General features: G+C 66.6%; 17 protein-coding genes and 1 tRNA gene. 12 read left to right on the forward strand and 6 right to left on the reverse strand.

Annotated features, from left to right (window positions below):
• The first annotated feature begins 3 nt into the window (after positions 1-3).
• The 3 genes from prmB to EC845_RS20465 all read left to right on the forward strand — a co-directional run bounded on the left by prmB (position 4) and on the right by EC845_RS20465 (position 3,429).
• Entirely contained in the window at positions 4-960 is a 957-nt protein-coding gene (prmB, locus tag EC845_RS20455; protein ID WP_123299993.1) for a 50S ribosomal protein L3 N(5)-glutamine methyltransferase, read from the forward strand.
• 82 nt (positions 961-1,042) lie between these two features.
• Positions 1,043-3,121, forward strand: a complete 2,079-nt coding sequence (locus tag EC845_RS20460) for an ABC-F family ATP-binding cassette domain-containing protein (protein ID WP_123299994.1) — start codon at positions 1,043-1,045, stop codon at positions 3,119-3,121.
• Between the two features lie 56 nt (positions 3,122-3,177).
• On the forward strand, positions 3,178-3,429 hold the full coding sequence (locus EC845_RS20465; protein ID WP_123299995.1) for a GlsB/YeaQ/YmgE family stress response membrane protein: 252 nt from the start codon (positions 3,178-3,180) through the stop codon (positions 3,427-3,429).
• Positions 3,430-3,591: 162 nt separating this feature from the next.
• On the opposite strand, the gene EC845_RS20470 is transcribed toward EC845_RS20465, so the two are convergent.
• Complete coding sequence (locus EC845_RS20470; protein WP_123299996.1) at positions 3,592-5,940, reverse strand: arginine/lysine/ornithine decarboxylase; 2,349 nt, start codon at positions 5,938-5,940, stop codon at positions 3,592-3,594.
• A gap of 174 nt (positions 5,941-6,114) precedes the next feature.
• Here EC845_RS20470 and EC845_RS20475 point away from each other — a divergent pair, with 174 nt between their 5' ends.
• The 3 genes from EC845_RS20475 (at position 6,115) to EC845_RS20485 (ending at position 7,953) form a co-directional block, all read left to right on the forward strand.
• A complete protein-coding gene (locus tag EC845_RS20475; RefSeq protein WP_123299997.1) occupies positions 6,115-6,546 on the forward strand; it encodes an NfeD family protein in 432 nt (143 codons plus the stop codon).
• A gap of 154 nt (positions 6,547-6,700) precedes the next feature.
• A complete protein-coding gene (locus tag EC845_RS20480) occupies positions 6,701-7,624 on the forward strand; it encodes an SPFH domain-containing protein (protein WP_123299998.1) in 924 nt (307 codons plus the stop codon).
• Positions 7,625-7,862: 238 nt separating this feature from the next.
• Positions 7,863-7,953 (forward strand) — tRNA-Ser (locus EC845_RS20485).
• 117 nt (positions 7,954-8,070) lie between these two features.
• Here EC845_RS20485 and EC845_RS20490 read toward each other — a convergent pair.
• The 4 genes from EC845_RS20490 to EC845_RS20505 all read right to left on the reverse strand — a co-directional run bounded on the left by EC845_RS20490 (position 8,071) and on the right by EC845_RS20505 (position 14,746).
• A complete protein-coding gene (locus tag EC845_RS20490; RefSeq protein ID WP_123300000.1) occupies positions 8,071-9,192 on the reverse strand; it encodes a YncE family protein in 1,122 nt (373 codons plus the stop codon).
• A 37-nt stretch (positions 9,193-9,229) separates the two neighbouring features.
• Positions 9,230-11,674 carry a TonB-dependent receptor gene (locus tag EC845_RS20495; RefSeq protein ID WP_123300002.1) on the reverse strand — a complete coding sequence of 815 codons (2,445 nt, stop codon included), beginning with the start codon at positions 11,672-11,674 and terminating at the stop codon, positions 9,230-9,232.
• Positions 11,675-11,802: 128 nt separating this feature from the next.
• The gene (locus EC845_RS20500) at positions 11,803-13,152 is read right to left on the reverse strand and encodes a sigma-70 family RNA polymerase sigma factor (RefSeq protein ID WP_123300004.1); all 1,350 of its coding nucleotides are present in this window, start codon (positions 13,150-13,152) and stop codon (positions 11,803-11,805) included.
• A 190-nt stretch (positions 13,153-13,342) separates the two neighbouring features.
• Complete coding sequence (locus EC845_RS20505) at positions 13,343-14,746, reverse strand: PLP-dependent aminotransferase family protein (RefSeq protein WP_123300006.1); 1,404 nt, start codon at positions 14,744-14,746, stop codon at positions 13,343-13,345.
• 55 nt (positions 14,747-14,801) lie between these two features.
• Here EC845_RS20505 and EC845_RS20510 point away from each other — a divergent pair, with 55 nt between their 5' ends.
• From EC845_RS20510 to EC845_RS20525, 4 genes are all read left to right on the forward strand, one after another.
• Positions 14,802-16,184 (forward strand): hydroxymethylglutaryl-CoA reductase, degradative, encoded by a 1,383-nt coding sequence (locus EC845_RS20510; RefSeq protein ID WP_123300008.1) that lies wholly within the window; start codon positions 14,802-14,804, stop codon positions 16,182-16,184.
• A 152-nt stretch (positions 16,185-16,336) separates the two neighbouring features.
• A complete protein-coding gene (locus EC845_RS20515; protein WP_123300010.1) occupies positions 16,337-16,768 on the forward strand; it encodes a hypothetical protein in 432 nt (143 codons plus the stop codon).
• A 17-nt stretch (positions 16,769-16,785) separates the two neighbouring features.
• Entirely contained in the window at positions 16,786-18,168 is a 1,383-nt protein-coding gene (locus EC845_RS20520; protein ID WP_123300203.1) for a tripartite tricarboxylate transporter permease, read from the forward strand.
• 16 nt (positions 18,169-18,184) lie between these two features.
• Positions 18,185-19,054 (forward strand): hydroxymethylglutaryl-CoA lyase, encoded by an 870-nt coding sequence (locus EC845_RS20525; protein ID WP_123300012.1) that lies wholly within the window; start codon positions 18,185-18,187, stop codon positions 19,052-19,054.
• 21 nt (positions 19,055-19,075) lie between these two features.
• Here EC845_RS20525 and EC845_RS20530 read toward each other — a convergent pair whose 3' ends face one another.
• The gene (locus tag EC845_RS20530) at positions 19,076-19,576 is read right to left on the reverse strand and encodes a MarR family winged helix-turn-helix transcriptional regulator (protein WP_123300014.1); all 501 of its coding nucleotides are present in this window, start codon (positions 19,574-19,576) and stop codon (positions 19,076-19,078) included.
• Positions 19,577-19,687: 111 nt separating this feature from the next.
• Here EC845_RS20530 and EC845_RS20535 point away from each other — a divergent pair, with 111 nt between their 5' ends.
• Positions 19,688-20,887 (forward strand): MFS transporter, encoded by a 1,200-nt coding sequence (locus EC845_RS20535; RefSeq protein ID WP_123300016.1) that lies wholly within the window; start codon positions 19,688-19,690, stop codon positions 20,885-20,887.
• Positions 20,884-21,753: an EamA family transporter gene (locus EC845_RS20540; RefSeq protein WP_123300018.1), complete on the forward strand. Its 870-nt coding sequence runs from the start codon at positions 20,884-20,886 to the stop codon at positions 21,751-21,753. Before EC845_RS20535 ends, EC845_RS20540 begins: the two co-directional genes overlap by 4 nt.
• Positions 21,754-21,784: the final 31 nt, after the last annotated feature.

Here is a 21,784-nt window from a genome sequence, read left to right on the forward strand (position 1 = left end):
CGCATGAACACGCCCGCCCACCCCACGCCCAGCCCCACCACCCTGCGCCCGCTGATCGACAGCCAGGCCCGCCGCCTGCAGGCCGCCGGCGTGAGCTACGGCCACGGCACCCAGAGCGCCGAGGACGAGGCCGCCTGGCTGGTGCTGTGGCGTCTGGGCCTGCCCCTGGACTGCGACCTCGACGATCCGGCCCTGGGCGAGCGCACCGTCTCGGCCGACGAAATGGCCCGGGTCGAGGCCCTGGTGGACGAGCGCATCGCCAGCCGCAAGCCGGCCGCCTACCTCACCCGCGAGGCCTGGCTGCAAGGCATTTCGTTCTATGTCGACGAACGCGCCATCGTGCCGCGCAGCTTCATCGCCGAACTGATCGTGCAGGGCGACATCGATCCCTGGCTCGAGCGTGCCGTGGCAGAGAGCGGCCGCGCCGACCGTTTCGCCGTGCTCGATCTGTGCACGGGCAACGGAAGCCTGGCCGTGCTCTGCGCCATGGCCTGGCCCGACGCGCAGGTCACCGGTGCCGATCTCTCGACCGATGCGCTCGCCGTCGCCCGCATCAACGTCGACCGCCACGCGCTGCAGGACCGCATCGCCCTGTTCGAATCGGACGGCCTGTCGGCGCCCGAGCTGCGCGCGCGCGGGCCGTTCGAGCTCATCGTCTGCAATCCGCCCTACGTGAACGCGCAGAGCATGGCCGCCCTGCCCGCCGAGTACCTGGCCGAGCCCGAACTGGCCCTGGCCGGCGGCGACGACGGCATGGACTTCATCCGCCGGCTGCTGGCCGATGCCGCCGAATGGCTCACGCCCGAAGGCGCGCTGGTGCTCGAGATCGGCAACGAACACCCCCACTACGAAGCCGCGTTTCCGGGCCTGGAGACGCTCTGGCTCGACACCTCGGCCGGCGACGACCAGGTGCTGCTCATCACCCGCCATGCGCTGACGCAATGGCAAGCCCCGGCATGAGCCTCCCTCCCGCGCGGCCCCGGCGCGCAGTTCCCCTTCTCAAACGTCTTTCCGCGCGGCCCGACCGGGCCGCGCATCCATCATGATTTCCCTCAGAAACATCGTCCTGCGCCGCGGCACCAAGGTGCTGCTCGACCAGGCCAACCTCATCATCAATCCCGGTGAAAAAGCCGGTCTGGTCGGCCGCAACGGCGCGGGCAAATCGACCTTGTTCGCCTTGCTGGCCCGCAACCTGCACGAGGACGGCGGCGACTTCGACATCCCGCGCCAGTGGCGCATGGCGCAAGTCTCGCAGCACATGCCCGAGACCAGCGAAAGCGCCACCGACTTCGTGCTCGCCGGCGACACCCGCCTGACCGAACTCCACGCCGCACTCCGCAAGGCCGAGGCCGAGGACGACGGCATGGCCATCGCCCATGCCTACAGCGACCTCGCCGATGCCGGCGACCACGATGCCGTGCCGCGCGCCCAGGCGCTGATCCAGGGCCTGGGCTTCAAGCCGCACGAGCTCGGCCAGCCCGTCAACAGCTTCTCGGGCGGCTGGCGCATGCGCCTGCAGCTGGCACGTGCCCTGATGTGCCCCTCCGACCTGCTGCTGCTCGACGAGCCCACCAACCACTTGGATCTGGACGCACTCGTCTGGCTCGAAGCCTGGCTGCGCAAGTACCCCGGCACCATGATCGTCATCAGCCATGACCGGGAATTCCTCGATGCGGTCACCGACGTCACCGTGCACATCGAGAACGCCAAGCTCACCCGCTACGGCGGCAACTACAGCGCTTTCGAAACCCTGCGTGCCCAGCAACTGGAACTGCAGCAGGCCTCGTTCAGCAAGCAGCAGGACAAGATCGCCCACCTGCAGAAATTCATTGCCCGCTTCAAGGCCAAGGCCAGCAAGGCCAAACAGGCGCAGAGCCGGGTCAAGGCGCTCGAGCGCATGGAAAAGATCGGCCCCGTGCTGGCCGAAGCCGAGTTCACCTTCAGCTTCAAGGAACCCGCCAACCTGCCCAACCCGATGCTGTCGATCAGCGAGGCGGACTTCGGTTACCCCGCCTCGGAAGAGAACGGTGGCCAGCCCCGCACCATCCTGCAGAACGTCAGCAAGTCGGTGCTGGCGGGCCAGCGCGTGGGCATTTTGGGCGCCAACGGCCAGGGCAAGTCGACCTTCGTGAAGACCGTGGCGCGCGACCTCGCGGCCCTGGGCGGCACCATCACCGAGGGCAAGGGCCTGGCCATCGGCTACTTCGCGCAGCAGGAACTCGACGTGCTGCATGTCGACGAGTCGCCGCTGGCCCACATGGTGCGCCTGGCGCGCGAGCTGGGCCCGCAGGCGCAGCAGCCGTCGCGCGAGCAGGATCTGCGCAATTTCCTCGGCACCTTCAACTTCAGCGGCGACATGGTGATGCAAGCCGTCGGCACCATGAGCGGCGGCGAAAAGGCCCGCCTCGTGCTGTGCATGATCGTCTGGCAACGCCCCAACCTGCTGCTGCTCGACGAGCCCACCAACCATCTGGATCTCGCCACACGCGAAGCCCTGGCCATGGCGCTCAACGAGTTCGAGGGCACCGTGATGCTGGTCAGCCACGACCGGGCCCTGCTGCGTTCGGTGTGCGACGAGTTCTGGATGGTGGGACGGGGTCAGGTCCAGCCCTTCGACGGCGATCTCGACGACTACCAGCGCTACCTGCTCGAGGAATCCCGCCGGCTGCGCGACGAGGCGCGCCAGGCCCTGGCCGCATCGACAGCCCTGTCGGCAGCGGCACCCGCCGCGGCCCCCGCGGCGGCCAGCCCGGCCGCTGCGCCGGCCGCACCGGTGGCCCCGGCGGCCGGCCCGGCCGAGAGCCCCCAACCCGCCGCGGCCGCCGCCTCTTCGGCCACCGGCGATGTCAGCCAGCGCGACCAGCGCAAACAGGACGCCCAGCGCCGGCAGGAACTCGCCGCGCAACTGCGCCCGCTCAAACGCGAACTCGAGCAGAACGAAAAACGCACGGCCACGCTCGAAAGCGAGCGCACCGACCTCGAGGCCAGGCTCGCAAACCCCATACCGGCGTCGGAACTCGCCGACGCGGGCCGTAGGCTCAAGGCCATAAATGACGAAATCGCGACTTTAGAGGAACGTTGGCTGCTGTTGCAAGAGGAAATCGAGCAGGCCAGCGTTTAAGCTGGCGGGGCCCCGCTGCTCGTGGGGCGTTCCCTACCCTACACAAGGAAGCAGTCATGGGCATTCTCGCCACCATCATCGTGGGCCTGATCGTCGGTCTGATCGCGCGCGCCATCAAGCCGGGCGACGACAAGCTGGGCCTCATCTGGACCATCATTCTGGGCATACTGGGCTCGCTGCTGGCCGGCTGGTTCGGCCAGCAAATGGGCTGGTACCTGCCTGGCGAGCCCGCCGGGTGGATCGCCTCCGTCATCGGCGCCATCGTGCTGCTGGTGATCTACGGCATGGTCCGCGGCCGGCGGGGCTGACGCCCTCCGCCCGCACACGGCTCGGGCTGGCCGTCCGGGCCGTCCGAACCGACCCGGGATATCCTGCCGCGCGTGCAGCAGCCATTCCCGAAAAAAGGGCGGAGCGCCTCAAGCGCTCCGCCCTTTCTGTTGTCCGGCGGGCGCCCCGCCGGGGCGCCGCTCTCAGACCTTGCGTCCGAAAGGTCCGTCGTTGCCCACCTGCACCAGGTTGTGCTCGGTGGCACGCTCGGTCGTCGAAGGCTGGCCCACGGCCACGCAATCGGCGTAGTAACGCACATGGCCGGTTTCGTCCTCGAGCTCGACCAGGCCGTGGATGTCGGTTTCGAAACCCGGGCACTGCTGGTTGAACTCGCGCGAGAACTTCAGGTAATCGACGATCGTCTTGTTGAACACCTCGCCGGGGATCAGCAGCGGAATGCCGGGAGGATACGGCGTGATCAGGCTGGTGGTGATGCGGCCCTCGAGCTCGTCGATCTCGACGCGCTCGGTCTTGCGGTGGGCGATGTAGGCATAGGCATCGCTGGGCTTCATCGCCGGTTCGAGATCGCTCAGGTACATCTCCGTGGTCAGCCGCGCGATGTCGTACTTCGCGTACATCTGGTGCACGTGCTGGCACAGGTCACGCAGGCCCATGCGCTCGTAGCGCTTGTGCTTCTGGCAGAACTCGGGAAGGATGCGCCACATCGGCTGGTTCTTCTCGTAATCGTCCTTGAACTGCTGCAGCGCCGTCAGCAGCGAGTTCCAGCGGCCCTTGGTGATGCCGATGGTGAACATGATGAAGAAGCTGTAGAGGCCGGTCTTCTCCACGATCACGCCGTGCTCGGCCAGGAACTTGGTCACGATCGAAGCCGGGATGCCCGTCTCCGCGAACTTGCCGTCCATGGCCAGGCCGGGCGTGACGATGGTCGACTTGATCGGGTCGAGCATGTTGAAGCCGTCGGCCAGTTGACCGAAGCCATGCCACTTGGCATCCGCCTCGTTGTCCTTGATGATCCAGTCGTCGGCGCGGCCGATGCCTTCGTCGACCAGGTTGTCCGGGCCCCAGACCTTGAACCACCAGTCCTGATCGCCGAACTCCTCTTCCACCTTGCGCATGGCACGGCGGAAATCCAGCGCTTCGAGAATGCTCTCCTCGACCAGCGCGGTGCCGCCGGGCGGCTCCATCATGGCCGCAGCCACGTCGCAGCTGGCGATGATCGCGTACTGCGGGCTGGTGCTGGTGTGCATCAGGTAGGCCTCGTTGAAGAGGTGGCGGTCGAGCTTGCGGTGCTGCGAATCCTGCACCAGCACGTGGCTGGCCTGGCTGATGCCGGCCAGCAGCTTGTGCGTCGACTGGGTGGCGAAGACCAGCGATTCCTTGGGTCTCGCGCGCTTCTTGCCCATCGAGTGATAGGGACCGTAGAAAGGGTGGAACGCCGCATGCGGCAGCCAGGCTTCGTCGAAATGCAGCGTGTCGACATAACCGTCGAGCTCGGCCTTGATGGTCTCGGTGTTGTAGACCACGCCGTCGTAGGTCGACTGCGTGAGCGTCAGGATGCGCGGCTTGACCGTGTCCGCATCGACCCCCGCCAGCAGCGGGTTGGCTCGGATCTTGGCCTTGATCGCCTCGACGTCGAACTCCGAACGCGGGATCGGGCCGATGATGCCGAAATGATTGCGCGTCGGCTTCAGGAACACCGGAATCGCGCCCGTCATGATGATGGCGTGCAGATTCGACTTGTGGCAGTTGCGGTCGACCACCACCACGTCGCCCGGCGCCACGGTGTGATGCCAGACCATCTTGTTCGAGGTGCTGGTGCCGTTGGTCACGAAAAAGCAGTGATCGGCATTGAAGATGCGTGCGGCATTGCGCTCGCTCTCGGCCACCGGGCCGGTGTGGTCGAGCAACTGGCCCAGTTCCTCGACGGCGTTGCAGACGTCGGCCCGCAGCATGTTCTCGCCGAAGAACTGGTGGAACATCTGGCCCACGGGGCTCTTGAGGAAAGCCACGCCGCCCGAGTGCCCGGGGCAATGCCACGAGTACGAACCGTCTTCCGCGTAATCGAGCAGGGCCTTGAAGAACGGCGGCTGCACGGTTTCGAGATAACCCTTGGCCTCGCGGATGATGTGACGCGCCACGAACTCGGGCGTGTCCTCGAACATGTGGATGAAGCCGTGCAGCTCGCGCAGGATGTCGTTGGGAATGTGGCGCGAGGTCTTGGTCTCGCCGTACACGTAGATCGGCACATCCAGATTCTTGCGGCGCACTTCGTTGATGAAGGTGCGCAGGTTGAGCACGGCGGGCGCGAGCTCGTCGCCCTGGGTGAACTCCTCGTCGTCGATCGACAGGATGAAGGCGCTGGCACGGCTCTGCTGCTGCGCGAACTGCGACAGGTCACCGTAGCTGGTGGCGCCCAGCACCTCGAATCCTTCGGCCTCGATCGCCTGGGCCAGCGCGCGGATGCCCAGCCCGGAGGTGTTCTCCGAGCGGAAATCTTCGTCGATGATGACGATGGGGAAACGGAATTTCATGCGCGACTCCAAGACTCTGCGGACGTTCAAAACCCCGCAGTGTAAGAAAAAACCCAGGGTTGGCCAGCCAACAAGGCTATCGTCCTTGCTCAGACTGCACAATGTGGTGCTCAGCCTACAGTGACAAAGTTTCCAATCGTAAGCATTGCATCCCGACACAAGGAGGACACAACCATGTTTGACCTAGCCGATTCGACCATCTGGTGGGTACTGGCCGGACTCGCCGTGGCCTGCGAGCTGTTCGTCGGCATGTTCTACCTGCTCATGCTGGCCGTGGGCCTGGCGGCAGGCGCGTTGGCCGCGCATCTCGGGCTCGATTTCGTCGGCCAGTTGCTGGCCGCCGCCGTGATCGGCTCGGGCACCGTCACCCTCTGCTACCTCGTCCGCCGCAAGCTCGCGCTCACGCGCCAGCAGGCCAACCGCAACGTCAACCTCGATATCGGCGAACGGGTGCAGGTCGAGAGCTGGAACACCGACGGCACCGCCAGCGTCCGTTACCGCGGCGCGCAATGGACCGCCGTTCCCGCGCCGGGCACCCTGCAGGCCCTGGGCACGCACCGGGTCAAGGACCTGGACGGCAACACGCTCGTCATCGAAAAAGCCTGAACGAGGCCGGCGGCTCCTACCGCTCCGCCGGCGCCCCGCCAAGCCCGCGACCGCGCAATGCGAGAATGGGCCGGAGCACAGACTCTTTCCCCGGGCCCATGCAGCCCGGACTTCCGGTCGTCCCGACCCACCGCACATCATCCGAGGAGTATTCATGCCCGAGATCGCGATCGTCGTCTTTGTCATCTTCATCATCTTTGTGGCCCGCGCCATCAAGATCGTGCCGCAGCAGAATGCATGGGTGGTCGAGCGCCTGGGCAAGTTCCACGCCACGCTCAGCCCGGGCCTGAACGTGCTGATCCCCTTCGTCGACCGTGTCGCCTACAAACACAGCCTCAAGGAAATCCCGCTCGACGTGCCCAGCCAGATCTGCATCACGCGCGACAACACCCAGTTGCAGGTCGACGGCATCCTGTATTTCCAGGTGACCGACCCCATGCGGGCCAGCTACGGCTCCTCCAACTACGTGATGGCCGTCACGCAGCTGGCCCAGACCTCGCTGCGCAGCGTGATCGGCAAGCTCGAACTCGACAAGACCTTCGAGGAACGCGACATCATCAATGCCCAGGTCGTGGCCGCCATCGACGAAGCGGCCTTGAACTGGGGCGTCAAGGTTCTGCGGTATGAAATCAAGGACCTGACCCCGCCCAAGGAAATCCTGCACGCCATGCAGCGCCAGATCACGGCCGAGCGCGAGAAGCGTGCCCTGATCGCGGCATCCGAAGGCCGCCGCCAGGAACAGATCAACATCGCCACCGGTGAACGCGAGGCCTTCATCGCCCGCTCCGAAGGCGAAAAACAGGCCGCCATCAACAACGCCCAGGGCGAAGCCGCATCCATCACCGCCGTGGCCGAAGCCACCGCGCTGGCCATCGAACGCGTGGCATCCGCCATCCAGAACCCCGGTGGCCAGGAAGCCGTGCAGCTCAAGGTGGCCGAGAAGGCCGTGGAGGCCTACTCCAAGGTCGCCGCAGACTCCAACAGCACCCTCATCGTGCCCAGCAACATGACCGAAGTCTCGGCCCTGATCGGCTCGGCCATGCGCATGGTGCAGGCCGGCGGCAAGGGCGTCATCTGAGACCGGGCCGCCCAAAAAACAGGCACCCCCAAGCCAGACCCTTAGAAATCAATCACTTGCATTCGCCCCGCACCACTCATACGCGGTTATCCACAGTGTTGTTCAACACAACCGTGCATAACACGCCTGTCACACAGCCGTGGCAGGCCCCGACCGCGTGCGGCCCTGCGGTTTTTTCATGTGCATCGCCGATTTGAGTGGAGACGTCCTTCGGCAATGCTACAATGCAAGGCTACGCGGAGAGGTGGATGAGCGGTTTAAGTCGCACGCCTGGAAAGCGTGTGTGGGTTAATAGCCCACCGCGGGTTCGAATCCCGCCCTCTCCGCCAATGACAGTCCATGCAATCCGCCGGGATCGCATTAAAACCCGCCAAACGTGCTTCACGTTGGCGGGTTTTTCTTTGGCCGAATCCAGACGGGCCGGTGTCGTGCGCGACCCGTTCGCGTCAAGGCAGGGCGATGCGAACCACGCTCTCCACACCGTCGGGGGTCTGGCCCTTCACGCTGACATACAGGTTGTCGTTGCGCGCGTCGAGGGCCAGGCTGTTCGGGTTGGGATTCAGCGTGTGGCGATGCACGATGCGATAGTCGCGTCCGTCGATGACCGTCACCTGACCGACGGCCTCGGGATTCTTGGGCGACGCTCCGCGGTTGCTGACGTAGATGCGATCGCGTCGCGCATCGTAGACCACGTCGAGCAGGCCCATCGAAATCGGGATTCGTTTCAGCAGCGTGCCACGCAGGCTGTCGAAGACCAGCAGGTCGCCGCTGTTGGCGTCGGCCGCGAACAGGCGTTCGCCGCCGGCATCGAGCGAGAGGTTGACCAGGAACCGTTCCTGCGGCGCGGCCGGAAACTGCTGCAGCACCACCCCGCGGTCGGGATCGATCACGCTCAGTGCGACAGTGCCGCCATGGCCCACGTAGAGGCGGTTGCGGGCTGCATCGTAAGCCAGGCCTGCGGGCCACTTCGACAGCGCGACGGTGTGCAGGATGCGTCCGCTGTTCGCATCCACGATCCACACATGGCCCTGGGTGCCGGGACTGCTCACGAACAGCCGCTGACCGGCGCTGTCGACCAGCACCTTGCGGGTCCGGTTGTCGTGTGATTTTTCCTGGGTGGTGGACAGCGCGAGGCTCCGTGTCGGCGCGCTGCCATCGAGGGCGATGGCACTCACGGCACCGTCGAAGGTATGGCCTGCGTACAGCGTGCGGCGGGACGCATCGTAAGCGAGCGAGAACGGTGCCAGCGGAAGTGCCAACCGGCGTTCGACGGCCAAGGTCTGCCCGTTGAGCTCCAGCACCTCTCCGGGCAATTGGCGACCGCGTTTCACACCGGTGGTCGTGACGTAGACACGGTCGCCGGCCGTCGTCAGTTCATAGAGGCCCGGCGCGATGTCGCGACGCAGTTCTTCGCCCGTCTCGGGCTGTGCGGCAACGGCGCCGGAACGAGCCGTCGCATCGCTGCTGTCTGCCGGTAGCTGGGCACAGCCCGAAAGGCCGATCAGCAGCGCCAGTGCAAGGATCAACGCGTGCACCGGTGCACCGGATGGCCGGGAAATCGAGGTCATGAAAGAAGTCTCCGTCGGGGATGGGATCGAACGGCGCTCAGAAGCTGCCGCGCACGGTGAAAACGAAGTTGCGGGGATCGCCGTAGTAGCTCATGGTCGTCCCTTGCACGGAGGAGTAGTAGGTCTTGTCGAAGATGTTGTTGAGGTTCAGGGAAGCCGACCATTGCGGGCTGATCCTGTAGTTGAGATAGCCGTTCCAGATGGTGCGGCCGCCGAGCGTGAGGCGCTGGGTGCTGGTCTGGGCGTAATACGCGGTTTGTGAGTTGAGACCGCCGCCTACCGTCCAGCGCGAGAGCGCACCGGGCAACTGGTAGGTGGTCCAGAGCCTCAGCATGTGGCGCGGGGTGTAGGTGTTGAAAGCCAGGCCTTCGTTGTCGAGGTCGCGCAGGTAGCGGGTGCTGGTGTACGTGTAGCCTGCGTACAGGTTCCAGCCGCGGGCCAGTTCACCGTTGATCTCGGCATCGGCGCCCTGGCTGCGCACCTTGCCCGTATCGGTGTAGCAGTACCAGTCGCCGCTGCAGGTCGGGCTGGTGTTGTAGTCGGCCTGCGCACGGTGGGTCTGGTCGATGCGGAAGATCGCAAAGGCGGCATGAGCCAGGCCGCCGAAAAGGTCGCCCTTCACGCCGGCCTCGAGGTTGGTGCCGACGACCGGGCGCAGCGAGGCACCGCTTTCCGTGCGTTCGTCCTGGGGCTTGAAGATGTCGGAATAGCTGGCATAGGCCGACCAGTCGGGGGCGAAGTCGTAGATGACGCCGGCATAGGGCGAGAGTCTTCCGCTCGCGCGGTTGTGGGTCTCGCCCACCGAGCTCGAACGACCGCTGGTGGTGGTGAGCCAGTCGGTGCGGCTCCAGCTCATGCGGCTTCCGAGCACCACCTTCACAGGGTCGAGCACCTGCAGCCGTGCCGCGCCGTAGACGCCGTACTGCCGGCGCTGGCCCTCACGGCCCTCGCGGAAATAGCTGTCGATGGTGGCATCGGACACCTCCGCGGTGACCGGGCTGTAGTTGTAGATATCGAAGGACCGGTTGGCTGCATAGCCGTAGCTGGTATCGGTCCGCGAGTCGGTGTAGTTGAAGCCCGCCACGAGTTCGTGCTGCCGGCCGAGCAGCGAGACCGGTCCCACGAAGTTGGCATCGAAACCGGCGGCGTGGGTGTCGTACACCGTGCGCCGTGTCTGCAGCGTGCCGAGGTGGGTGGCGGCGTTGGCGGCCGCGACGCTGGCCTGGTAGCGCAGCAGTTGTTCTTCGCGCTGGTAGGTCGAGGCGAACTTGAAACGCCAGTCGTTGCCGAAGCGATGGGTGAAATCGGCGTAGAGCGCGCTGTTGGTCACATCCTGGCGGTTCCATGTGGCGCCGAAGTAGCTGGAGCGGGCCAGGCCGGTGTCCTGCATATTGTTGAAGCGGGGCACGCCCAGCAGCGAAGGCCGGCCGTATTTTTTCTCGACACTCGCGCCCAAGCTAATCTGCGTGTCGGAAGAGATGTCGTAATCCAGCGTGCCGTAATACGATGTGGAGGTGTTGTCGACGTAGTCGACGAACGAGTCCGAACGATCCTGGTCGACCACAAAACGGCCGCGCAGACTGCCGTCTTCATTGAGCAGGCGGTTGGCATCGAGCTGCAGACCGTAATGGTTCCACGAGCCGGCTTTGCCCACCACCGTGAAGCGGTTCTCGTCGAGGCTGCGTTTGCGCACCAGGTTGACGGCGCCACCCGGGCTGCCCGAGCCCTGCAGCAGACCGGCGGCTCCGCGCAGGACTTCGACCCGGTCGTAGATCACGGTGCTGCCCTGGAAATTGCTGGCCCGCCCATACAGTCCACGCTCCAGCGGAATGCCGTCGTACTGGATGGTCGTGTTGTCGAATCCCCGCGAGTAGATGTACTTGCCACCCTGCGGGCTTTGCTGCAGCGTGATGCCGGTGGTTGCATCGAGTGCGTCGTAGACCGAGATCAGACCCTGCTCCTGCAAGCGCTGCTGTGTCACGACGCTGATCGACTGCGGAATCTCGCGCAGCGCCTGCTCGCCCTTGCCGACCGTGACTGCACGCGCGGCGTAGCGGCCTGTGTTCTCCGTTGTCGCGTTGTCGAAGGCCGTGGCGCGGACGGTGACCGCCCCCAGCGTGACATCGCCCTTGGCGCGGCTACGCACATAGATCGTGCTGCCCTCGCGCACGGCCTCGAGGCCGCTGCCTGCCAGGGCCTGGGCGACGGCATGCTCGACGGTCAACGAACCGGTGATCCGGGGCGAGGTCAGGCCGGCGGCAAGAGCCGGCGGCAGCATGAGTTGCAGGTCGGCCTGACGCGCGATCTGACCCAGCGTGCGGTCGAGCGACTGAGCGGGAATGTCGTAGGCCAGGTTCTGTGCGAGCGCCGTGCCCGAGGCCATCAGCAGAAGCACGGAAGCGGCGACGGCGTGCCACCTGCCGGAGATGCGGGCGGGCGCAGAGGACAACTGCCGCGTCTGCGGCAAGGGATGTTTTTTCATGCTGTGTGTTCCGGTGGTTACGGCCCGCGTTCCGGGCTTACACCAGTAAGTCGTATGGCTCGAAAAAAAACAGCATGAATTTTTGCCATGCCGCTCACGCCGCCGCACGACCGCCGCTTTCGGCCGGATCAGCTCTCGTCGCGGCTGGACACGGTGATCACCGGTGCCCCCCCGGCGGAAAGGGGTTCGACCGACACCCGGACGGGCACGACCCTCGGCAACAGCTTGATCCATTGCACCGCGCGATCGATGTCGATCTCGGCCGTGATCGGTACCGCTGCGGCGAGTGGGCCGATGACGATATTCGCCTCGGTGTAGCGGCGCAAACGCGTGATGACTTCGCCCAGCGTGGCATCGCGGAACACCAGCCAGCCCTTGCGCCAGGCCGCGGCCAGGGCGGGATCGTCCAGCGTCTCGAGCCGGGGGGCATGGCCGTTCCGGAAACGCCCACGCTGGCCTGCCGTCAACGCCACGGGAGCCCAGGCGCCGCTGGCCGAGCTCACCTGCACGCGGCCGCTTTCCACCCCGACCTCGACGGAACGGTCCTGTGCCTGGCTGGGAATGGACGGGCGCTCGATGTCGACCGAAAAACGGGTGCCAAGCACGGTGACTCGAATGTCTCCGGCATCGACGACAAACGGCCGGGCCGGCTCATGCACCACTTCGAAAAAGGCGGCGCCGTCGTCCAGGCGAACCTGGCGGCGGCTGGCGCTGTAGGCGATCTCGGCCCGGCTCTCGGCATCGAGGGTCACGCGGGTGCCGTCCGGCATCTCGCGCTGCAGCCGACGGCCGGTGACCGTGGCCATCGTGAGCTGCCATTGCTGCACTTGGGCTTGCCACCAGCGGTATGCCAGACCCAGTCCGCCTGTGGCCGCCCCCCATCCGAGCAGGGTGCCGACCAGCCGTCGCCGGCTTGAACCGACCAGGGCACCGGGGTGACCGGCGCGGCTTTCTGCCGATGCGTGCCAGGCGTCGAGTACGGCCTGTGCCGCCCGTGCGGCACGGGCGAGATCGCGTTCGATGGTGCTGCGCGTGACGCCATAGCGTGCAGCGAGCTCATCGTGTCCCAAGCCCTGGACCCGGTAGGCCATGAACACCTCGCGGGTGCGTTCGGGCAGGGCCATGAGCGAGGCCTGCAGGCGTTCGAGGACCTTGCGGGCCGCGACCTGTTGCACCGTGTCGGCAACGGCCGGTTCATCGACGTTCAAGGCCAGGTAGGCCTCGGCGTAGTCTCCGGCCAGGCGGTTGTGCCGCACATGGTCGACCGCCATGTTGCGGGCGATGGTGAACAGCAGGGCCTCCGGTACGCCGACCTCGTCGCTGCCGATGTCCCGCCTGCGCAACGCCAGCCAAAGATCCTGAGTCAGTTCGCGCGCGTCTTCGGCGCTGCCGGTGCGGTGGCGGAAGAACTGGATCAACTGCTGGTAGTTGTCCGAAAAGCAGGCAAGCAGTGTCGATTTGGACAGGGGGGTGGACATCGGTGCTTTCGACGCGAAGCGGATAGGGAGATCCCGGACGACAGCCGACAATTTTCCCGGGATGTTCACAAAATGAGAATCATACGCAAATTTAATTCGAATGCATGCAACTTTCGGCACGAGAGATCGGCGGCAGCCCCTTGTGCACACCGGCGCACCCCGGGCGCCACGAACGTCCGCCGGCCCTCCCTCACCGTCTCAGCAAAGGCCCCAGCGCCGCCTGAAACCGCGGATCGCCCAATGCCCCCACGTTGCATCGCGACCAGCGTGCACCGATCGACGGGTCGAGGCAGAACACGCGTCCCGGGGCCATGGTGACGCGCCGCGCCCGCAGCCTCTCGGCCAACGCGACGGTGTCGTCCATGCCGGGAAACGAGGCCCACAGGTAGAGCGACTGCTCGCTGCGGGCAAACACGTCGCAGCCCAGATCGTCGAGCAGCCTGAGCGCCTGGGTGGTGGCCGCGCCCAGCTTCTTGCGCAGGCGCACCAGGTGGCGCTCGTAATGCCCCTCGCGCAGCATGACGTCGACCATGCGTTCGCAGTACTCCGATCCGCTCACGTGGATCAAGGCCTTCAGATCGGCCAGATCGGCGGCCAGCGCCGCGTTGCAGGCGATGAAGCCGACCCGCAATGCCGCCGAGAACGACTTGGAAAAACTGCCGATGTAGATGGTGCGTTCCAGCTGGTCGAGCGTGGACAGGCGCACCGACGAGGTGGGTTTGAAGTCCGCCAGGGGATCGTCCTCGACCAGCATCAGGTTGTGCCGCTCGGCCAATTGCAGGATGCGATAGGCCTTGGCAGCCGACAGATCCGAGCCCGTGGGATTGTGGGCGACCGACTGGGTGAAGAAGATGCGCGGGCGCTCCTGCGTCAGGATGGCCTCGAGTGCCGCCAGATCGGGGCCGTCGGCCTGCCGGGGCACACCGATCATGCGGGCCCCCGCCAGCTTGAGCTTGCCGTACAGCGGGTAATAGCCCGGCTCGTCGACCAGCACCGTGGCCCCCGGCGGAACGAAGTAGCGGATGACCAGGTCCATCGCATCGTTGGCGCCGTGGGTCAGCACCAGTTGCGCGGGCGTGGTCTCCAGTCCCAGCACGCCCAGCTTGCGCACCAGGCTGTCGCGCAACGGGGCGTAGCCGTAGCGGCTGCCGTAACGGAACAGCGAACCGAGCCCCGTCCGCACCACCTTCTGGTGATAACGGTCGAGCCGCATGTCGGCCAACCATTCGACGGGTGGAAAGCCGTCGCCGACGGCCACCGAGTCGGGATCGGTCTTGAGCTGCTCGCGCATCAGCCACACGATGTCCATGGCGCGGCTGAGCTGGCCGGCATCCTCCTCGGTTGCAGCGGGCTGCGCCGTCCGGCCCAGCACGTAGAAACCGGAGCCGCGACGCGGCTCCACCAGCCCCTGCGAGACCAGGATGTCGAAGGCCGCGACCACGGTGTTCTTGGCATAGCGGTGCAGTTGTGCCAGCTCGCGCAGCGAAGGCAGCTTGTCGCCCGCGCGGTAGACGCCGTCGGCTATCTGCTGACCGATGAGATCGGCCAGCTTCCCGGCCACGGTGGCTGCCCGCCCGCTGTCTGCTGCTTTCATCCTCGACCCTTTCATTGCACCGTCCCGACCGGTGCCTGTTCCATGCTGCGCTGCAATGATACTGTTTGCCCAAACTGTACCTGTCATCAAAGGTACAGTTCTCGTACAGTCCAGCCCACTCACTGTTTATCTCTCTGGAGCTCCGTCTATGGCTGCCGACTCGCGACTGCCCAACTTCCGTGCCCTCACTCCCGCCCAGCGCTGGGACTTTCTCGTCCAGGCCTGCGGCCTCTCCGAAGACGACCGTGCGCTGATGACTCAGCCCGGTGCGCTGCCCACCGCCCTCGCCGATGGCATGATCGAAAACGTGTTCGGCACCTTCGAACTGCCCATGGGCGTGGCCAGCAACTTCCAGATCAACGGCCGCGACGTGCTGATCCCCATGGCGGTCGAAGAACCGTCGATCGTGGCCGCGGCCTCGTACATGGCCAAACTGGCGCGCGACGACGGCGGCTTCCAGACCTCGAGCACCCTGCCGCTGATGCGTGCACAGGTGCAGGTGATCGGTGTTTCCGATCCGTACGGTGCCCGCATCGCCGTGCTGCAGGCACGCGACCGGATCATCGAGCGTGCCAACAGCCGCGACAAGGTGCTCATCGGCCTGGGCGGCGGCTGCAAGGACATCGAGGTGCATGTGTTCCCCGAGTCCCCGCGCGGCGCAATGATCGTGGTTCACCTGATCGTCGACGTGCGCGACGCCATGGGTGCCAACACCGTCAACACCATGGCCGAATCGGTCGCGCCGCTGGTCGAGCAGCTCACCGGCGGCTCGGTGCGCCTGCGCATCCTGTCCAACCTGGCCGACCTGCGTCTGGCCCGCGCCCGCGTGCGCCTCACCGCAAAGACCCTGGCCACCAAGGAGCGCAGCGGCGAAGAGATCATCGAAGGCGTGCTCGACGCCTACACCTTCGCCGCCATCGACCCCTACCGCGCCGCCACGCACAACAAGGGCATCATGAACGGCATCGACCCGGTCATCGTCGCCACCGGCAACGACTGGCGCGCGGTCGAAGCCGGCGCCCATGCCTACGCCAGCCGCAGCGGCAGCTACACCTCCCTCACCCGCTGGGAAAAGGACAACAGCGGCGCGCTGATCGGCACCATCGAGCTGCCCATGCCTGTCGGCCTGGTCGGCGGCGCCACCAAGACGCATCCGCTGGCACGCCTGGCGCTGAAGATCATGGACGTGAAGTCGGCCCAGGATCTGGGCGAGATCTCGGCTGCCGTGGGACTGGCGCAGAACCTGGGTGCCCTGCGGGCACTGGCCACCGAAGGCATCCAGCGCGGCCACATGGCCCTGCACGCCCGCAACATCGCGCTGGTGGCCGGTGCCGTCGGCGACGAGGTCGACGCCGTGGCCAAGCGCCTGGCCGCCGAGCACGACGTGCGCACCGACCGCGCCCTCGAAGTGCTGCAGGAACTGCGCGCCAAGCGCTGACCCCCTGTGGGCCGGCGCGCTGGCGCGAAGGCCCGCCGGCCGTCTCTCGACTCATCGCACCGCCTGCCCCCATCAGAACCCCACGACGGAGCCACGGCGGCCGGACACCCCGGCCCCCGTGTCGCCGCCCGAACAACAAGGAGACAAACACCATGACAGTCCGAGAACCCGCCCCAGGGCGGTTGGCCGAGGTCTGGGGCGACACCGTCGACCTGCGGCACCTGGCCTGGGCGATCGCCATCGGCATCGGCATCAGCCTGCTGGGCTTCTACCTCGCGAGCCAATGGCTGGCGACCGTGGTGGCCTCCAAGCAGCTCGCCCATGCCTACGCCATGCTGGCCGGCCTGGCCGGCTGCATCAGTGCCGGCGTGATCTGCGCCCGCCTGTTCGCGCCCAAGCGCGAAGTGACCGAGCTCGATGTCTCCACCGACCCCCAATGGCGCCAGGAGGTGCTGGACGAACTGGCCCAGCAACCCGGCGGACTGGGATCCGTCGACGACCTCCCCCCTTCCGTCGTGCAAGAGCTCAAGGAACTCAAGCTCTACGAACTCTTCACCCACCCGAAACGCCCCGACGGCGTGTGATCTCCGGAGCATTCATCATGGATCCCCTGTTGTTGGAACAGATTGTCGTGGCTGCGGCCATGGGCCTCGTCGGCGCCGTCGTCTTCGCGGCCATCGGCCTGGTCTCGGGCACCGACGAAACCACCACGCTGGCACCGCTGACGTTGCTGGTCGTGCTGCTCGGCGTACCGCCCGCCGGTGTCTTCACGTTTTTCCTGGCCGGTGCCGTGGCCAAGCACATGACGCACGCCGTGCCCACCGCGCTGCTGGGCATACCGGGCGACACGCTGGCCACGCCCTTGCTGCAGGACGCCAACATGCTGCGCAAGCTGGGCGTGCCCCACATCGCGCTGCGCAAGATGGTGTCGGGCGGGATCATCGCGGCTTTCGTCGCGGTGCCGCTGGCCGTGCTGTTTGCCGTGATGCTGGCCCCCTTCGGTGCAGCCATCACCAAGACCGCGCCCTGGATCTTCCTGGCCGCAGCCGTTCTGATCGCCTATTTCTCGGCCGGCCGCTGGTCGTCGGTGGCCCTGCTGGTGCCGTTCGTCGTGGTGATCATCGCCTTGCAGAGCCTGACCGCGAAATACGACGTGAAGCTCAGCATCAGCTACTTCCTGGGCATCGCCATCGGTCCGCTGATCGCCGACCTGTTCACGGTGATCGCACCGGCCGGCCGCCAGCGCATGATGCGCGACAAGGTGCGCCAGTTCAACCTCGCACCCGACGTCAAGGGCTGGTCGGGTTACTTCCCCAATCCGTTCAAGGTGCTCGACCGCACGCAGGTGCGCTGGACACTGGCCACCACCACGATCTCCAGCGCGACCTTCGTGTTCAGCCCGGTCGCCATGACCGTGGTGCTGGGCGAACTGGTGGGCTCGCGCATCAAGCACGCCTACCACCGCCTGACCACGGTGCTGAGTGCCCGCAACGGCGTCACCGAAGCCACGTACATCGCCGAGGCGCTGATTCCGCTGATCGCCTTTGGCCTGCCGCTGAGCCCGGTGGCCGCCGGCCCGGCTGCGCCGCTGTTCAATGCGCCGCCCCGGTTCACGGTCGATGCCGCCACCGGCCAGACGCACAACCTGCACAACCTGCTCAGCCACTGGGAGTTCCTGGGCTATGGCCTGCTGGCCGTGGCGCTGGCGGCCGTGGTGTCTTACCCGTTTGCCATGAACTTCGCGCGCCGCGCCGCGCTGTTCGTGTCGCGCAAGGTCAGCCACGAAGCCATCATCGCCACCTTCGTGGGCCTGATCATCGTCATCAGCGTCTGGGAAGGCCAGTTGCTGGGCCTGCTGGTGATCCTGACCATGGGGCTGATGGGCGGCCTGCTCTCGCGAAGCTTCGGCTTCAACACGGGCGTGCAGTTCATGGGCTACTACACCGCGGTGCTCAGCGTGCCGGCACTGCTCAAGCTGTTCTGATCCCGAGCGCACCCCCATGAACACAACGCCCTCCGACCGCCAGGTCAAGATCGTGGAAGTCGGCCCGCGCGACGGTCTGCAGAACGAGAAGAACCCGGTGCCGCTGGCGGCCAAGGTCGCCCTCATCGAACAGCTCGGCGCCGCAGGCCTGCGCTTCATCGAGGCGGCGGCTTTCGTCTCGCCCAAGTGGGTGCCGCAGATGGCCGACAGCGCTGCGGTGATGCGCGAGATCACGCGCCTGCCGGGTGTCTGCTACAGCGCGCTCACGCCCAATCTGAAGGGCCTGGAAGCCGCCCTGGCAGCGCATTGCGACGAGGTGGCGGTGTTCGGTGCCGCATCCGAATCGTTCTCGCAACGCAACATCAACTGCAGCATCGACGAAAGCCTGGCGCGTTTCAGGCCCGTTGTGGAGCAGGCCCTGGCTGCCGGCGTGCCGGTACGGGGGTATGTCTCGTGTGTGCTGGGCTGCCCCTACGAGGGCGACATCGAACCGGCCGCGGTCGTGCATGTGGCCCAGGCCCTGCTCGACATGGGCTGCCACGAGATCTCTCTGGGCGACACCATCGGGCGCGGCACGCCGGCCTCGACCCGTGCGCTGCTCGAGGTCTGCCTGCGCACGATTCCAGCCCCGCAACTGGCCGGGCATTTCCACGACACATCGGGCACGGCCGTCGCCAATGCATGCACGGCTCTGGAGATGGGGCTGCGCACCTTCGACAGCGCAGCCGGCGGACTGGGCGGCTGTCCCTACGCACCGGGCGCATCGGGCAACGTCTCGACGGAAGCCCTGGTGCGGGCCTTGCATGCCAGGGGCTTCGAAACCGGTATCGACCTGCCCCGACTGCAGTTGGCCGGCCAGGCCATCCTCGACATCGTCCGCCGATAGGCCGGCTCGATTCGGGACGGATCAGTCGCCGCCGCCCTTCAGCCCGCCGATGAGCTTGGCCAACAGCTCGTCGAGCTGCCTCTGCTCTTTCAGGCTCAGCACGGCCAGCGCCTGCTGCTCGTTGGCGACATGCAGCGGCAGCACCTTGTCGATCAGCGCCAGGCCGGCGGGCGTCAGTTGCACCTGAATGCTGCGCCGGTCGACCGGGGACGGGCGGCGCTCGATCAGGCCGCTGCGTTCGAGCCGGTCGAGCCGGCTGGTCATGGCACCGGACGACAGCATCAGGCCTTCGTACAGGTCGGTCGGCGTGAGCACATAAGGCCGGCCCGACCGGCGAAGCGTGGCAATCACATCGAACTCGCCCTTGTGCAAGTCGAACTGCGCGGCCAGGGGCGAGAGCTTTTCGCGCTCCATCAGATGGGCTGCTTCCAGCAGCCGCCCGACGGTGGCCATCACCTTGGCATCGAGGCCCGGTTTTTCACGGTTCCATTCTTCTTCAGCCCGCTGCGCGCGATCTTTCATGGCTCTCTCGGTGTGGCGTTACTTGACATGAGGGCAATGGTAATGCCTTGCCCGAAGAATTCCTCGAGAATATGATTCGATATCAAGATACTTTATGAAGAGATAAATCTCATGCCACCCCGTCCTCCCGCGTCCGTGCTCGTCGTCATCGGGATCGTTGGCCTGGCGCTCAATCTGCGCCCCGCTCTGGCAGCCATCGGCCCCTTGCTCGACCTGATCGAGGCTGCGACCGGGCTGAGCCACACCCAATCCAGCCTGCTGACCACCTTGCCGGTTCTTGTCATGGGACTCTGCACGCTCGGCGGCGGCCGCATCGGCCCGAGACTCGGCGAGCGCCGGGGTGTCGGCATCGGCATCGCACTGATTGCCATGGCATGCGGGCTGCGGACGATCGCAACGGGCGGAACCGGCCTGCTCGCCACCGCCGTGCTCGCGGGCATCGGCATCGCGTGGGTCCAGACCCTGCTGCCGGCGTTCATCAAGCGTCGTTTTGCGGCGGCCGGCAGCGTCTTTGCGCTCTACACCACGGGCATCATGGCCGGTGCCGCCATCGCCGCCGCTTCGGCTGCCGGACTGGCCCAGCTGTGGGGCTGGCCCGCGGCGCTGGGTGTCTGGGCCCTGCCGGCCGCTCTGGCCTGGTCTGTTTGGTCGATCGCCACGCGGGGCACGAGGCCAGTGCCTTCCGCCGCTGCCGCCCCCTCCCCGATCGATGCACCGCAGCCCGCGCAGTCTGCGTTCTGGCGCAATCGGCGGGCCTGGGAGCTGATGCTGTTCTTCGGTATCGGGACGGGGGCCTACACACTGGTCCTCGCCTGGCTCCCCCCGTTCTACACCGGCCTGGGGTGGCCGGCGACGTCGGCAGGGCTGCTGCTGGGCGGTCTGACGCTGGCCGAGGTCGCCGCCGGACTGGCCGTCTCGATCTTCGTCGGCCGCTTTCCAGATCGCCGCCCGCTTCTTCTGGCCGTGCTCGCCATGCTCATCGCAGGCCTGGCCTGCCTGATTGCCGCGCCCCAGTCGCTCGCGCTGGCCGCCTGCCTGCTGCTCGGCCTGGGCATCGGCGCCCTGTTTCCCTTGTCCCTGATCGTGGCCCTCGATCACATCGACGAGCCCGCGCAGGCCGGCCGGCTGCTGTCCTTTGTGCAAGGCGGCGGTTACATCGTCGCCAGCGGCATGCCCTTGCTGGCGGGGATGCTGCGAGACCGCTTCGCCGATCTCACGCACGCGTGGGCCGCCATGATGGCCGGCGCGGTGCTGCTGCTCCTGCTGGTCCGGCGCTTTTCGCCGGCGTCGCATGACAGGATCCACGCATGACCGCCCGCACGGCATGGCGCGATGTGGCGCTGACCGCACTCGCCCCCGCGATCTGGGGCTCGACCTATCTCGTCACCTCCGAATGGTTGCCCCCCGATCGTCCGTTCATGGCTGCGCTTCTGCGCGTGCTGCCCGCAGGCCTGCTGCTGCTCCTGATCACGCGGCATAGTCCCGCAGCCCCGGATCGCTGGCGTCTTCTCGTGCTGTCGGCACTGAATATCGGCGTGTTCCAGGCCCTGCTGTTCGTGGCGGCCTATCGCCTGCCCGGCGGGCTGGCGGCCGTACTCGGCGCCATCCAGCCCTTGCTGGTCCTGCTGCTCGCTTGGGGCGTGGATCGGCGTTCGCCGCCGCGCTTTTCGGTGGCGGCGTGCGCGATGGGCGTGATCGGCATGGCCGTTCTGCTGCTGTCGCCGGACACACGCTGGGAGCCGGTCGGTATCGCGGCGGCATGCATCGGTTCGGCCTGCATGGCGGCTGGGACCTACCTCGGACGCCGCTGGCGCATGGACATGCCCGTTCTCGCGCTCACCGGATGGCAACTGCTGATCGGCGGGGTCATGCTGGCCCCGCTCGCCTGGCTGATCGATCCGCCCCTGCCGCCGTTGACGGCATGGCAAGTGGCGGCCTACGGTTATCTGTCGCTGGCCGGCGCATTGCTGGCCTACGCCTTGTGGTTCCGCGGCATTGCCCGACTGCCCTCGGTGGCGGTCGCATCGCTGGGGCTGCTCAGCCCGCTCACGGCCGTGGTGCTCGGCTGGACGGTGCTCGGCCAGTCCATGACGGGTACGGCACTGATCGGATTGATCCTGGTGCTGGCCAGTGTCCTGTGGGTGCAGCGCCTGACCCAACGCCGTCCGGGCGACTAGCGGCCACGCGGCGCCGGGCACACCGGCCGCC

Source organism: Comamonas sp. BIGb0124 (assembly GCF_003752175.1).
In the GTDB taxonomy this organism is placed as follows: Bacteria; Pseudomonadota; Gammaproteobacteria; order Burkholderiales; family Burkholderiaceae_C; genus Comamonas_F.